At 72.6% G+C, this 13773-nt stretch carries 15 protein-coding genes; 6 read left to right on the top strand and 9 right to left on the bottom strand.

What is annotated here, in order from left to right:
- The first annotated feature begins 2 nt into the window (after positions 1-2).
- Positions 3-407 (top strand): TIGR03618 family F420-dependent PPOX class oxidoreductase, encoded by a 405-nt coding sequence (locus tag B7R87_RS07865; RefSeq protein ID WP_006349592.1) that lies wholly within the window; start codon positions 3-5, stop codon positions 405-407.
- On the opposite strand, the gene B7R87_RS07860 is transcribed toward B7R87_RS07865, so the two are convergent.
- From B7R87_RS07860 to B7R87_RS07850, 3 genes are read right to left on the bottom strand one after another with little or no spacing between them, the layout of a single operon-like run.
- Positions 401-1225 (bottom strand): heme ABC transporter ATP-binding protein, encoded by an 825-nt coding sequence (locus B7R87_RS07860; protein ID WP_006349593.1) that lies wholly within the window; start codon positions 1223-1225, stop codon positions 401-403. The two genes, B7R87_RS07865 and B7R87_RS07860, sit on opposite strands and share 7 nt — an antisense overlap.
- On the bottom strand, positions 1222-2316 hold the full coding sequence (locus B7R87_RS07855; protein WP_006349594.1) for a FecCD family ABC transporter permease: 1095 nt from the start codon (positions 2314-2316) through the stop codon (positions 1222-1224). Before B7R87_RS07855 ends, B7R87_RS07860 begins: the two co-directional genes overlap by 4 nt.
- The gene (locus tag B7R87_RS07850) at positions 2313-3542 is read right to left on the bottom strand and encodes a heme/hemin ABC transporter substrate-binding protein (protein WP_078902385.1); all 1230 of its coding nucleotides are present in this window, start codon (positions 3540-3542) and stop codon (positions 2313-2315) included. Before B7R87_RS07850 ends, B7R87_RS07855 begins: the two co-directional genes overlap by 4 nt.
- A 245-nt stretch (positions 3543-3787) precedes the next feature.
- Here B7R87_RS07850 and B7R87_RS07845 point away from each other — a divergent pair, with 245 nt between their 5' ends.
- From B7R87_RS07845 to B7R87_RS07835, 3 genes are all read left to right on the top strand, one after another.
- Entirely contained in the window at positions 3788-5218 is a 1431-nt protein-coding gene (locus B7R87_RS07845; protein WP_130584580.1) for an HtaA domain-containing protein, read from the top strand.
- Between the two features lie 51 nt (positions 5219-5269).
- On the top strand, positions 5270-6970 hold the full coding sequence (locus B7R87_RS07840; RefSeq protein WP_130584579.1) for an HtaA domain-containing protein: 1701 nt from the start codon (positions 5270-5272) through the stop codon (positions 6968-6970).
- A gap of 139 nt (positions 6971-7109) precedes the next feature.
- Positions 7110-7898 (top strand): hypothetical protein, encoded by a 789-nt coding sequence (locus B7R87_RS07835; protein ID WP_006349598.1) that lies wholly within the window; start codon positions 7110-7112, stop codon positions 7896-7898.
- A 94-nt stretch (positions 7899-7992) separates the two neighbouring features.
- Here the strand turns inward: B7R87_RS07835 and B7R87_RS07830 are convergent, their stop codons facing one another.
- Together B7R87_RS07830 and map are read right to left on the bottom strand one after the other, a co-directional pair.
- Complete coding sequence (locus tag B7R87_RS07830) at positions 7993-8664, bottom strand: biliverdin-producing heme oxygenase (RefSeq protein ID WP_006349599.1); 672 nt, start codon at positions 8662-8664, stop codon at positions 7993-7995.
- Positions 8665-8865: 201 nt separating this feature from the next.
- Positions 8866-9723: a type I methionyl aminopeptidase gene (gene map, locus B7R87_RS07825; protein ID WP_006349600.1), complete on the bottom strand. Its 858-nt coding sequence runs from the start codon at positions 9721-9723 to the stop codon at positions 8866-8868.
- Positions 9724-9801: 78 nt separating this feature from the next.
- Between map and B7R87_RS07820 the strand changes: the two genes are divergently transcribed.
- Positions 9802-10044, top strand: coding sequence for a hypothetical protein (locus B7R87_RS07820; RefSeq protein ID WP_006349601.1), 243 nt, complete (start codon positions 9802-9804; stop codon positions 10042-10044).
- Between the two features lie 46 nt (positions 10045-10090).
- Here the strand turns inward: B7R87_RS07820 and B7R87_RS07815 are convergent, their stop codons facing one another.
- The 3 genes from B7R87_RS07815 to npdG all read right to left on the bottom strand — a co-directional run bounded on the left by B7R87_RS07815 (position 10091) and on the right by npdG (position 12558).
- Positions 10091-11389 carry an MFS transporter gene (locus B7R87_RS07815; protein WP_006349602.1) on the bottom strand — a complete coding sequence of 433 codons (1299 nt, stop codon included), beginning with the start codon at positions 11387-11389 and terminating at the stop codon, positions 10091-10093.
- A 90-nt stretch (positions 11390-11479) separates the two neighbouring features.
- The gene (locus B7R87_RS07810; RefSeq protein ID WP_006349603.1) at positions 11480-11665 is read right to left on the bottom strand and encodes a hypothetical protein; all 186 of its coding nucleotides are present in this window, start codon (positions 11663-11665) and stop codon (positions 11480-11482) included.
- Positions 11666-11835: 170 nt separating this feature from the next.
- A complete protein-coding gene (gene npdG / locus B7R87_RS07805; protein WP_006349604.1) occupies positions 11836-12558 on the bottom strand; it encodes an NADPH-dependent F420 reductase in 723 nt (240 codons plus the stop codon).
- A gap of 96 nt (positions 12559-12654) precedes the next feature.
- Between npdG and B7R87_RS07800 the strand changes: the two genes are divergently transcribed.
- Positions 12655-13263 carry a hypothetical protein gene (locus B7R87_RS07800; protein WP_040916462.1) on the top strand — a complete coding sequence of 203 codons (609 nt, stop codon included), beginning with the start codon at positions 12655-12657 and terminating at the stop codon, positions 13261-13263.
- A gap of 63 nt (positions 13264-13326) precedes the next feature.
- On the opposite strand, the gene B7R87_RS07795 is transcribed toward B7R87_RS07800, so the two are convergent.
- Positions 13327-13683, bottom strand: a complete 357-nt coding sequence (locus tag B7R87_RS07795; protein WP_006349606.1) for a hypothetical protein — start codon at positions 13681-13683, stop codon at positions 13327-13329.
- Between the last annotated feature and the right edge of the window lie 90 nt (positions 13684-13773).

Genomic DNA, 13773 nt, shown 5'->3' with positions numbered 1-13773 from the left:
GCATGCACGAACACGCGAACGAGCTGTCCCGGGACGTCCGGCGGCGGCTCGCCGAGGAGCGGAACGTCTGGCTGTGCACCCTGCGGCCGGACGGGTCCCCGCATACGACGCCCGTCTGGTTCGTCCACACCGACGGCGTCTGGTGGATCGGCTCGGACGAGGGCTCGGTCAAGGTCCGGAACCTCGCGGCCGATCCGCGGGTGTCGCTGGCCCTGGAGGACGGACGGTTCCCGGTCGTCGCGGAGGGGGACGCGACCGTGCACCGGGACGGGTTCCCGCCGGAGGTCGTCACCGCGTTCCGGCTGAAGTACGACTGGGACGTCACCGCCCCCGAACGCTCCGGCGGCGGACGGGTGATGCTGGAGATCCCGGTGCGGCGCTGGCTGCTGGCCGGCACCGCTCAGTGAGAGCGGTCCGGGAGGACCACCGGGACACCCGTGCGCGGATGGGGGAAGACTTCCACCGGTTGCCGGTAGACCCGCGTCAGCAGGCCCGCGTCGAGGACCTCGCCCGGCGGGCCCGCCGCCTCGATGCGGCCGCCGCTCAGGATTGCGATCCGGTCCGCGTAGGCCGCCGCGAGCCCCAGATCGTGGAGGACGACCACCACCGCGTCGCCCGCCGCCGCCCGGTCGCGGCAGATGCGGAGGACCAGCTCCTGGTGGCGCAGGTCCAGCGCGGCCGTGGGCTCGTCGAGGAGGAGGAGCGCCGTGCGCTGGGCCAGGACGCGGGCCAGGGCGACCCGGGCGCGTTCCCCGCCCGAGAGGTCGGAGAAGGGCCGGTCCGCGAACGCCTCGGTCTCGGTGGCCCGCAGTGCTTCGGCGACCGCCGCCTCGTCCTCGTCCTCCCGGGCCGTTCCGGCCCACGGCGCCCGGCCCATGGCGACGACGTCCGCCACCGGGAACGGGAACGACAGGGCCGACGACTGGGGGAGGACGGCCCGGTGCAGCGCCAGCTCGCGCGGGGTCCAGGACCCGGCCGGGCGGTCCGCGACCAGGACCGTACCCGCATCGGGCGCCAGGTCCGCGGCCAGCGCGGCGAACAGCGTGGACTTGCCCGCGCCGTTGGGGCCCACCAGCGCCAGCACCTCGCCCGAGCGGGCCGTCAGATCGGCGCCCGCGAGCACCTCACGGCCGCCGAGCCGGATCCGTACCCCCCGCGCCTCGGCCAGGACCGCACCCGGCGCGGGCCGGGCCGGGAGCTGCCTTTCGCGTACGGAGAACCTCATGCCCAACCACCCTGCCTGCGACGGGTCCTGCGGAGCAGCCAGAAGAAGAACGGGCTGCCGAAGAGCGCGGTCAGTACGCCGAGGGGAAGCTCGGCGGGCTCCGCGACGGTACGAGCCGCGAGATCGCCCGCAGCCAGCATCAGCGCACCGCCGAGTGCGCTGCCGGGGACGAGGAACCGGTGCCCGGGGCCGTTCGCCATCCGCAGCAGATGCGGTACGAGCAGCCCGACGAAGGTGATGATCCCGGCGACGGCCACCGCGGCGGCCGTCAGCAGCGCCACCACCAGGATGAGGGTGATCCGCAGCCGCTCCACGTCCACGCCCAGATGCCGGGCGGGCCGCTCCCCGAGCGCCAGCAGGTCCAGCCTGCGGGCGTACAACGGCGCGACCAGCAGCCCCAGCAGGGTGCACGGCAGCACGGCCAGCACCTTCGGCCAGGTCGCCTGGGAGAGCGAACCGAGCTGCCAGAACGTGATCTGGGTGATCTGCGCGTTGTCGGCGAAGAAGACGAAGAGCCCGATCAGCGCGCCCGCGAACGCGTTGACGGCCACCCCGGTGAGGATCAGCGTCACGATCTCGGTCCGCCCGCCGGAGCGCGACATGAAGTAGACGAGGAACACGGTCGCGAGCCCGGCGGTGAACGCGCAGGCGGTGATGGTCCAGTTGCCGAGGAAGCTCAGGCCCAGCGCGATGGAGGCGACCGCGCCGACCGCTGCGCCCGCCGAGATGCCGATGATGCCGGGCTCGGCCAGCGGATTGCCGAACACGCCCTGCATCAGCGCCCCGGCGCAGCCGAGGGACGCGCCGACCAGCAGCGCCAGCACCACGCGCGGCAGCCGGACGTTCCACAGCACGCTCTCGCCGACCCGGTCCAGCGGCCGCCCGCCGAGTCCGAGCCGGTGCTGTGCCGAAGCGACGACATCACCGAGGGGGATGTCGTACGCGCCGTATCCGGCGGACACCAGCGCCACCGTGAACAGGGCGCCCGCCAGACCTGCGGTCAGCAGCCAGGTCGTGGACCGGCGCCGCTGCTTTCCGGCTGCCGCCGGCTTCTCCGGGGCGGGCGCGACGGGCCGGGTCACGGTCGTCATGCGCCGGTCCCCTTGCCGCCCGGCGTCCCGTGCAACTGCTCCACCAGCGAATTCAGTACCTGGTCGGTCCGCGGCCCGTAGTTCAGCAGTACCCCGTCGTCGACGGACACCACCCGGCGGTCCATTCCGGCCGGGGTCTGAGCGACGCCGGGGATCTTCACCAGCCCGTCGACGCCGTCGACCGACGCCAGCCCCTTCGACATCACCAGGATCGCGTCCGGCGCCGCCTTCGCCAGGGCCTCGCTGGTGATGGCGGTGAAGTCCTTCTCCAGACCTGACTCCTTGCCCGCGTCGACCGCGCCCGCCGCCTCCAGCAGCGACGAGGCGCCCGAGTCGGCGCCGCCGAGGAGATAGACGGAGGCGGAGCCGCGCAGATAGAGGAAGGCGACCCGGGGCTTCTTGCCCTCGGCCGGTGCCGGGATGGTCTTCTGCACGGCCGCGATGCGCTTCTCGGTCCGCTCGACGAGCGCATCCCCGGCCGTTTCGACGCCGAGCGCCGCGGCGACCGCTTCGATGCGGGTACGGACATCGGCCAGCGACTTCGCCGTCGGGACCGTGATCAGGGGCACACCCGCGTCCCGGATCTGGTCGATCGCCTCGTCGGGCCCGGTCGTGGTGTCGGCGATGACCAGGGAGGGCTTGAGGGAGAGCACGCTCTCGGCCGAGACGTCGTGGCCGCGGGTCACCACCGGCAGGTCCTTCGCCTGCTCGAAGGTGGCGGTGACGTCCCGGGCCACCACCCGCTCCCCGAGGCCCAGGGTGTAGACGATCTCGCTGAGGGAGCCCGACAGCGGAACGATCCGGTCGACGGCGGTGACCGTCACCTTCCGGCCGTCGGCTGAGATCACGGCGGCGGGCAGCCGGGGCGACGGTACGGACCCCAGCGGTTCGACCCGGTCGGGCGGCGCCGAAGCCCCCGGTTTCCCGCCCGCGCCGCCGCCCGGTGCGGGGGAGCCGCTGCTGCAGCCCGTCACCGCCACGGCGAACACCAGGGCGAGCGCGGCCAGCGCCGTACGCCCTGTACGTGCCGTGCGTGCCGTACGTGCGGTGCGTGCCGTACGTGCGGTGCGTGCCGTACGTGCCGTACGTGCCGTGCGTGCGGTGCGTGCCGTGCGTCGCGGGCCGGGCGGGACGTTCCGGCCGCGGCCTGGGGGAGTTCTGCGGTCCGTTGGCACCGGGGCACCGTCCTGTCTTCGTGGCGGAGGCGTCGTCCAGGGCTGGGGCATGGCGTCGCCGGATCGTGCGGGGACATGTCCCGGCCGCCCGCGCCGTCCCGAATCCGGGGCGTACGGGGCTACCCGGACAGACCGAAGTTAGCTTAGGTTAGCCTTACCTTGCTGGCCAGGGTGGTGCACCCCACCCCCGCCTGCCGTGCCCGCTTTCCGCCCCCGCCCCCGCGGCCGTGCGGAAGGCCCACCCGTTCCCGTACCCGCGGCCGTCCGCGGGCTCCGCCGTACCCAGGAGGGTTTCCATGCCGCCGTACCGACCGGCCCGGGCGTTCGCCGCCGCGCTGCTCGCGGCCCTGCTCGGGGCGCTGCTCCCGGCCGGGGCCGCCCGGGCGGCCGAAGGCACGGTGTCCGGCGGCCGACTCGACTGGGGCATCAAGTCCTCGTTCCAGACGTATGTCACCGGCCCCATCGCCAACGGCAACTACCGGCTGACGGGAGGTGCCGCCACCATCGGCGGCAGCCAGTTCCGCTTCCACTCCGCCAAGGGTTCGTACAACCCCGAAACGGGTGCCTTCGAAGCCCGCTTCAGCGGCGGCGTCCGCTTCACCGGACACCGCAAGCCCGACGGCAGCAACGAACTCGAACTCTCCGTCAGCCGCCCCACGGTCAGGATCTCCGGCGGCCGCGGCACCCTCCACGTCGATATGGTCAGCAAGGCCCGCACCACCGGCAAGGTCACCACCTCCACCCAGGTGCCCTTCGCCGCGCTCAACCTCTCCGGGGTGAACATGCGCGGCGGCCGCGGTCCGGTCCGGCTGAACAACATCCCCGCCACCCTCACCGGCCAGGGCGCCACCGCCTTCGCCGGGTTCTACACCGCGGGCACCCCCCTCGACCCGATCAGCCTCGGCGTCGACGTCGTCGAACCCCGGCAGTCCGCCGCCCCGCCGAAGCCCACCCCCGAGACGAAGCCGAGCGCCACGGCGAAGGACACCGCCCGGGGCGCTCTGCGCGACGCCGCCGTCGACTGGGGCGTCCGCCGCACCTTCCGCGAGTACGTCACCGGCTCCATCGCCCAGGGCAAGTGGACCCTCTCCGGCGGTGCGCAGGACGGCGGCGCCCTGTTCCGCTTCCCGAGCGGCAAGGGCACGTACGACCCGAAGACACAGAGCCTGGACGCGGTCTTCACCGGTGCCGTCCGCTTCACCGGACAGCACCTCGACCTCACCCTTACCAAGGTCACCGCGAAGATCAGCGGCGGCAAGGGCGTCCTCAGCGCCGACGTCGCGAACGGCACCCGCACCACACCGGCCGTACCGCTGATCACCTTCCCCGCCACCGGATTCGCCCCGAAGAACGGCCTCGCGGCCCTCACCGAGGCCCCGGCCACGCTCACTGCGGGCGGCGCGCAGGCCTTCGGGAACATGTACAAGGCGGGCACCGAGATGGACCCGGTCTCCCTCGCCGTGGCCGTCGACGCGGGCGCCCGGCTCCCGGCCCTGCCCGATCTGGGCAGCGCACCGGCCGCCGAGACCCCCTCGGCCGCCCCGTCCCCCTCGGCGGCGGCCCCCGATGCCGCTCCGGCCGCGTCCGCCGCCGATTCCTCTGCTTCCTCCGGTGTGTTCATCGCCGTCGGCGCGGGCGTCCTCGCCGCCGCGTCGGCGATCGCCCTCTATGCCGTCCGCCGCCGCAGGCGCGTGACGGCGGCGCCCGGCACCACGACCACCGACTGACCCCACCCCCCTCCCCCCGAATCACCCCCGAACCGCAGGAGCAGAACCCTCATGTCAGCAACGAGTCGACGCCGTACGGCCATCGTCGCCGCGTCCGCCACCGCGGTCGCGCTCGGCGCCACCGCCCTCAGCCTCCCGGCCTTCGCGGCGGCCCCCGAAACCGCCCCGGCCGCCGCCGACACCCGTACGGCGGCCGCGGCCGGGATCCCGCTGACGGCGGGCACCCTGGACTGGGGCTTCCTGGAGGACTTCCGCGGCTATGTCGTCGGCAGCGCCGAAGGCACGATCACCGTCGCCGACGGAGCCCGCCAGGCCGCGAACAACGGTCCGTTCACCTTCCCCGACGGCACCGGCTCCTACGACGGGGCGACCGCGACCACCACCACCGACTTCAAGGGCTCGGTGACCTTCACCTCCGCGAAGCACCGGTTCCGGGTCACCCTCTCGGACCTCAAGTACAGCGGTGACCGCGTCAACGGCGCCGTCACGGCCGACGTCACCTCCGGCGACAAGAAGTCGGAGGACGTCGAACTCGCCGCGCTCGATGTGGCGAAGGCCGAGCGCAGCGCCGGTCGGACCGGGCCGATGCTCTTCAAGAACATCCCGGCGAAGCTGACCGCGGCGGGCGCGGACGCCCTGGCGCTCCCGTACAAGGCGGGGCAGGTGCTGGACCCCGTGAACCTGAGCGTGACGCTCGGCTCGTCGCCCGGCGGCCCGGGCGGCGGCACGAGCACCGGTACGAGCACCGGTACGAGCAGTGGTACGAGTACGGGTACGAGTGCCGGGACCAGCGCGGGTACGAGTGCGGGCACGAGCACCGGCACCACCGCCGGGACCGGCAACGGCGGCGCAACCGGCGGCGGATCCGAGACCGACCCCGGTGCCCTGGTCGACGGCAACCTCGACTGGGGTGTGAAGGCGAGCTTCCGCGAGTACGTGACCACCGGCTTCGGCCAGGGGAAGATCGAAGTCTCCGGCGGTACGAAGACCACCGCCGACGGCTACCGCTTCCCCAAGGGGAAGGGCAGCTTCGACGCCGCGGGCAAGACCCTCAAGGCGTCCTTCGACGGCCAGGTGCGCTTCCTCGGCCACCAGAAGCCGGACACCAAGGAGTACCTCCTCGACCTGCGCCTCAGCGACCTCCGGGTGACGGTCGACGGCACCAAGGGTGTGCTCTCGGCGGATGTGTCCACCAAGGACAAGGACACCGGCAAGCCCGCCTCGTACAACGATCTCGGCATCGGCACCCTCACTGTGCCCGCGGGCGCGCTGAAGGAGAAGAACAAGGTCGTCACCCTCGGCGGAGTGCCCGTTGTGCTCACCGCCGACGGCAGCGCCAAGGCGTTCAGCGGGATGTACAAGCCGGGCGTCGCACTGGACCCGCTGACGGTCGCGGTCTCCCTGGACAAGTCCGGTCAGCTGCCGGGCGGTCCGGCCGGTTCCTCGGCCGGTTCCTCGGCCGGTTCGTCGAGCGGTGGCTCCACCGGAGGCTCGGCCACCGGAGGCTCGTCCACCGACGGCGGTGCGACGACCGGCGGCGGTACGACCGGAGGCACCACCGGAGGGTCCGTCGGCGGCTCCACGGGCGGTTCCACAGGCGATGCGACAGCTGATTCGACGGGCGGCTCCCTCGCCGCCACCGGCGCCGGGGCCCCGACCGGCGGGCTGCTCGCCGCCGCCGCGGGCATCGCGGCGGCGGGTGCGGGCGCCGTCTTCCTGACGCGCCGCCGCAAGCAGGCGCAGGCCTCCTGACCGACCGGGCGGCGACGGCCCCGACGGGCCGTCGCCGCCCGCTGTCGCGCGGGCGCGCCCACCCGGCCGTCCGTGTGGCGTTGGTGACGGATTGGGGACACCGGGCACGTACACGGTTCACCGGTGCTTCAATGCCCGGGTGAACGAACGCCAACAGCTCGACGTCCTGCGCGTCTTCTGTGCCGCCGACGGCCGGCACGGCAGCGCCCTGTCCGTCGTACGCGACCCCCGCCCCTACCGCGATCCGGCCTCCCGCCGGGCCCTGGCGGGCGGCAGCGGCGGCGACACCGTGTTCGTCGACGACCCGGAGCGCGGCGTCCTCGACCTCCACGCGCCCGGCGCCCGGCTCCCCTTCGCCCCGCACGCCCTCGTCGGCGCCGCCTGGCTTCTCGACCTGGAGGAGCTGAACCCGCCCGCCGGAACGGTCTGGACCCGCGGCGACGGCGAGTTCACCTGGATCACCGTCCGCGCCGCCTGGGCATCCCCGTACACACTGGAGTGGTACGCGAGCCCGGCCGAGGTCGACGCACTGCCCGTCCCGCCGCCCGGCGGCACCCCGCGCTACGCCTGGGCCTGGGAGGACGAGAGGGCGGGCCGGATCCGCGCCCGGGCCTTCCCCGGCGCCGAAGCGTCCGGAGCCCCCGGCCTCACCGCGGTCCCCGAGCCCGACGGCACCGGCACCGGCATCGAGGACGAGGCCGGTGGCGGCGGTGCGCTGCTGCTGACCGACCGGCTCGGCCGGGCCCTGAACATCACCCAGGGCCGGGGCTCGCAGATCCTCACCGCCCCCGGCCCCGACGGCGAGGTCGAGATCGGCGGCCGGGTCCGGCTGATCTCCCAGGCCCGGCTGCTCACCCCCGTACCCCCGCCCGCCCCGGTGCCCGCGCGCAGGCTCAGCGTCGCCGACGCACTGCGCCTGATGACCTGACCCGGTCTGAGGGACGCCTGTCCGCGCCGGTACGCCGGAGGCCGGGGACCCGTCATGGGGTCCCCGGCCTCCGTACCTCCGGGACGGGCCGCGGTCAGGCGCTGACCGGATACGCCTCGTTCAGCTCCCAGAACACCGCGCTGTTGAAGTCGAAGGCCCGCCGGCACTCCTCCACGATCCGCTGCTTCTCCAGATCGTCCGCGTTCACCGTGTCCAGCAGTTCGCGGTAGGTCCGCTTGAACGCCGCCGGGTTGGATATCCGCTCGAAGACGTAGAACCGCACGCCGTCGCCCTTGCGGGGGAAGCCCCAGGTCTTCTCCGCCTGGTCCCGGATGACCTGGCCGCCGGAGAGATCGCCCAGATAGCGGGTGTAGTGGTGTGCGACGAACCCGGCGGGCCAGGTGCGGGCGCACTCCTCGACCCGGGCGACGTACGCCGCGGTGGCGGGCAGCGGCGTGACACCGTCGCGCCAGCCCTCGCCCCGCAGAAACGTCAGATCGCGCTCCAGTTCCGCCGTGCGCAGCAGCTCGTCCCGGACGAAGGGACCCGCGACGGGGTCGTTCCGCAGCGCCTCACCGGCCTTCTCCAGCGCCCGGTAGACGTACCAGAGCTGCTCGGTGTAGTGGGCGTACGCGCCGATCCCCAGCCCGCCCCCCAGCAGCCGGCCGATGAAGGGGGAGGCGTTCGCCTCGTCGTGCTTGTCGTGCGTGGTGGAGCGGAGCAGCTGGGAGAAGGGCGTGCCGGGGGTGGCTGCGGTGGTGTCCAAAGCGGTCCTCCGGGAGGCATGGGGAAGAAGTGCGGCACAGGGCACAAACAGCCGACGGCAGGACAAACCGCCATCGTTCGGATGTGCCTGTTGCCAGTTCGATTCTCCCTACTTAGGCTTACCTAAGTCAATACCTTCCCGACGCCCTGTCGGTAAATCCGTCGCTGCCGGGGCGCCCGGTGACTCCCTGTTCCGGACCGCTCAGGGCAGGGTGAGGATGTCCGCCCCGGTCTCCGTGACCACCAGCGTGTGCTCGAACTGCGCCGTCCGCTTCCGGTCCTTGGTCACCACGGTCCAGCCGTCTTCCCAGAGGTCGTACTCGTGCGTCCCCAGCGTCAGCATCGGCTCGATGGTGAACGTCATCCCCGGCTGCATCACCGTCGTCGCGTGCGGGGCGTCGTAGTGCGGGACGACCAGACCGGAGTGGAACGAGGTGTTGATCCCGTGGCCCGTGAAGTCGCGGACCACGCCGTAACCGAAGCGCTTGGCGTACGACTCGATGACCCGCCCGATCACGTTGATCTGCCGCCCCGGCTTCACCGCCTTGATCGCACGGTTCAGCGACTCCCGGGTCCGCTCCACCAGCAGCCTGGACTCCTCGTCCACATCGCCGCAGAGGTAGGTGGCGTTGTTGTCGCCGTGGACCCCGCCGATGAACGCCGTCACGTCCAGGTTCACGATGTCGCCGTCCCGCAGCACCGTGGAGTCCGGGATGCCGTGGCAGATCACCTCGTTCACCGAGGTGCAGAGCGACTTCGGGAACTTGCGGTAGCCGAGGGTGGAGGGGTACGCGCCGTGGCCGATCAGGAACTCGTGCGCGACCCGGTCCAGTTCGTCCGTGGTCACGCCGGGCGCGATGTGCTTCGCCGCCTCCTCCATCGCCTGCGCGGCGATGCGACCCGCGATCCGCATCCGCTCCACGGTCTCCGGATCCTGCACCTCGGACCCCGCGTACGGGGTGGGCGCCGGTTTCCCGACGTACTCGGGGCGCGCGATGGCGGCGGGAACGGAACGGACGGGGGAGAGCACCCCGGGCACGAGCAGCGACTGGCCAGACATGTCAGCGAGTCTAACCAGCGGGGGTGGGGCAGCATGGTCCCGTACGACGGTCGTACGGGAACGAGGGACGGAGACGCGATGGCCCTGTTCAAGCGGCGGCAGGCCGGGAAGCCCGGCGAGTGGTACTACTGCCTGAAGCACCGGAAGGTCGAGGAGGGCCCCGAGTGCCCGGCGAAGGACCGCTTCGGGCCGTACGCCACCCGCAAGGAGGCGGAGCACGCCATGGAGACCGCCCGGGAACGGAACCTGGAGTGGGAGACCGATCCGCGCTGGCACGACAAGACGGGCCGGGGGGACGACGAGGGCACATCGGGTACGTGACGGGGCCACGGGGGGCGTACCGCCCGTGGTGCTCGGGGCGGGCGCCCTACGCCTGCGGGGCCTCCGCGGCCCCCTTCTCCGCTGCTTCCTTCTCGGCGCGGCGGGACAGGGCGTCCTCGTCCGTCGAGGCGTCGTACCGCACCAGCTTCGGCAGGCCCGCCGCCAGCAACCCCACGACGGCGACGCAGGCCACCCCGCCCGCCCAGATCGCGGGGCGGGTGCCCGACCAGCCCGCGTGCGCGCCCGCCCGTACCTGACCCAGCTGCGGACCCACGCTGTACGACAGCACTTCGATACCGGCCAGCCGGCCCCGCAGCCCGTCCGGGATCGTCTGGTTCCAGATCGTGGAGCGGCCCAGTCCGCTGAGCATGTCCGCCGCGCCCGCCACCGCCAGGAACACCAGCACCAGCCAGACGTTGTCCACCAGGCCCGCGCCCGCGACCCCCACACCCCAGCCCGCCGCGCCGAACACCACCAGCAGACCGTGCCGCCGCACCTTCGACGTCCAGCCGCTGGTCAGACTGAGCACCACCGAGCCGAGACCGATCGCCGCGTACATCAGCCCCAGCGACCACTCCGCGTCCAGATCGTCCGCCAGGAACGGCAGGATCGCCATCGGCGCGGAGATCACCATCGCCGCCAGGTCGATCGCGTACGTCCCCAGCAGCACCGGCCGTGACCAGGCATAACGGGCACCCTCCGCAATGCCCCGCAGGGACGGCTTCTCCGCCTCACGGGCCGCGGGGGAGGGTGCCAGCTTCCGGCAGAGCAGTACCGAGACGGCGAAGGTCACGACCGTGACCCCGTACGCCGCCGGATGGCCCGCGTACGCCACCACCACACCCGCCACCGAAGGACCCACGATCGCCCCCGCCTGCCAGCGCAGTGCGTTGAGCGCGGCGGCCGCCGTCAGCTGGTCGTGCGGCACGATCCGGGCGATCAGCGAGTCGAGCGCCGGGCGCTGTAGACCGGCCATCGCGGAGACCCCCGCCGCGACCACGTACAACGGCCAGAGCAGCGGCTCCGGCAGTACCGCGTTGACCAGCAGGATCAGCGCCAGCAGCCCGAGCCCGGCCTCCGTCCACAGGATCAGCTTCCGCCGGTCCAGGGCGTCCGCGAGGGCACCGCCGTACAGCCCGAAGACCATCAGGGGGATCAGCTCGACCGCACCCATCGCGCCCACCGCTACCGGGGACTCGGTGAGGTCTTTGATCTGGAGCGGCAGCGCGATCATCGCCATGAAGCTGCCGAAGTAGGTGATCAGCCCCTGGGTCCACAGCAGCCGGAAATCGCGGGAGGAACGCCAGGGGGAGAGATCGGGGAGTATCGCGGAGAGCTGGGGCACAACGCGCCATGGTCCGCCGGGCCCGGTGCAGGGGGCAACCGATTTTCGGCGGCCCGGAGACGGCCCGGGATGCGGTCTTGCGCCCCGGGGTCAGCCCGCGGTGCGCTGCGCCCGCTCGGCCTTGCCGCGCCGGAAGTAGTACCAGGTCATATTGGACGCCAGCCCCGCCAGCAGTACCCAGACGATCCCGATCCACATCCCCTGGACGAAGGAGACCACCGCGGCGGCCACGGCGAGCAGACAGACGGCGAGGGAGTAGAGGGCGAGGCGGGGCATGGGGTGCGGCTCCTGATCGGCGGGCCGGGCGGGTGCCCGGCCACGGACTGACGACGGCGGACGTACGGCCCGGCGGGGCGGTCGGGCCCGGGGGACGTACCGCCCCAGTGTCCCCCATGCCCCGCCCGGACGTGCGGGCGGCATGCGCCGCTGCCCCGCCCCTCCCGCACTCAGACGTCGGTGACGCGCAGCCCCGCGTGCGACTTGTAGCGGCGGTTCACCGAGATCAGATTGGCGACCAGCCCCTCCACCTGGTGGGCGTTGCGCAGCCGCCCGGCGAAGACGCCGCGCATCCCCGCCATCCTGGCCGTCAGGGCCTGGACGAGATCCGTGTCCGCCCGTGACTCGCCGAGCACCAGCACATCCGTGTCGATCTCGGCGAGGGACGTGTCCTGGAGGAGGGACGCGGAGAGGTGGTGGAACGCGGCCGTCACCCGCGACTCCGGCAGCAGGGCGGCGGCCTGCTCCGCCGCGCTGCCCTCCGCGGGCTTCAGCGCGTACGCGCCCTGCTTGTCGAAACCGAGCGGATTGACGCAGTCGATCACCAGCTTCCCCGCCAGCTCGGCGCGGAGCGACTCCAGCGTCTTCGCGTGACCGTCCCACGGCACCGCCACGATCACCACATCGCTGCGGCGGGCGCACTCCGCATTGTCCGCGCCCTCGACCCCGAGCCCCAGCTCGGCCGCCGCGGTCTCGGCACGCTCCGCGGCCCGCGAACCGATGATCACCTTCTGCCCGGCCCGGGCGAACCGGTAGGCCAGCCCCCGCCCCTGGTCACCGGTGCCGCCGAGGACACCCACGACGAGGCCCGACACATCGGGCAGCTCCCAGGGGTCCTTGGGGGCGGGCTTCGAACCGGCGGGGGCGGTGCTGCTGCTGTCAGTGGAAGTCATGCGGCCGACCCTACTCGGAGGTAGGCCACCCCCGTACGGGTGAGCCGGAGTGATACCCGCCATCCGGGCAACCGCCCTGGTCCAGCATGCGGGGGCATGGATGCCATGAGGGTCGCGCTGCTGCGCGAGGTGCTGGCGGGTACGGAATGGCCGGGCGCGGCACGGCGGTTCGCGGGCGCCCTGCGGACGTCGGTCACCCCGCGCGGGGGAGGGCTGCTGCTGGTCGGCACGGAGGAGTACGAGCCGTGGCATCTGGCCGCACACCTGGTCGACGAGGCCGCCTGGTCCGGCCGCCCGGAACTCGCCCCCACCCTCGTCCGCCACCGCGTCCGCCCCGGGGACCCGGCCCATCTGGCCGTGGGCCCGGCCCGGCTGCGCGCGGCCCGCCGCGGCGAAACCCTGCTGGTGGTCGCCCCCGGCAGCCCGGGGGAGCAGCTCCTCACCCACCTCGACACGGCGCGCCGCGCCGGGGCGACCCTGTTCACACTGGACGGCGGCGACCGCGAGGTGCAGGCCCTGGCCCATGAGTCCCTGACGGTCGACCCGGCGGCCGAGGAGATCGACCTGGACACGGTCCAGCACCTGGTCAGCGCGGCGGCGGGCGAAAACGGCACCCCGCTGCCACCCCGCGGCCGCCGACCCTTCCGGGACCGGGTGGCCCGATTGGTGGATCATCTGACGGCGCCGCCCCCGGAACGCTGGTGAGAGCGTTCCGGGGGCGGTCGTGCTCAAGCCGGCTCGACGGACTGCGTATCGAACACGTCTTTCCTACTTGACCTGCCTGAACGGGCCGAAATGAGACGGAGCGTCGACCCACTCATTGTCTTCGTGCCACTGGCAGTGAGTTGCCAGTACGAATCCGAGCCCCTGATTGAGGATGAACACCTCGAAGGGAAGGTCCGGGACCTCGGTGATACCGAGCAGTTCACGATCCCGCTCGATATCTCCCCTGTCGATCTCCAGGCGATCGAAGTACGCCGGAGTGTTCATATGCCGGACATTGGAGAAGAGGACGTCGATCCTGGTGTCGGAGTCATCCTTCGGAACGGCCCGCAACAGAAGCTGAGAATAACTGAATGCGTAGTTCCACAACTTGAATCTCCGGTCCCACTCGACCAGTCTCACTGAACCCTCTTTCCCTGCCGGAAGGGCGGGCCCCGGTCACCGGGCCCACCGTGCACCCTCCTCCCGTGCCGGGCTCCGTGCCGTACGGGA

This window comes from Streptomyces tsukubensis (genome assembly GCF_003932715.1).
Lineage (GTDB): Bacteria > Actinomycetota > Actinomycetes > Streptomycetales > Streptomycetaceae > Streptomyces > Streptomyces tsukubensis.
Note: the sequence above shows the minus strand (reverse complement) of the source record. Positions and strands in the feature narration are given on the sequence as shown.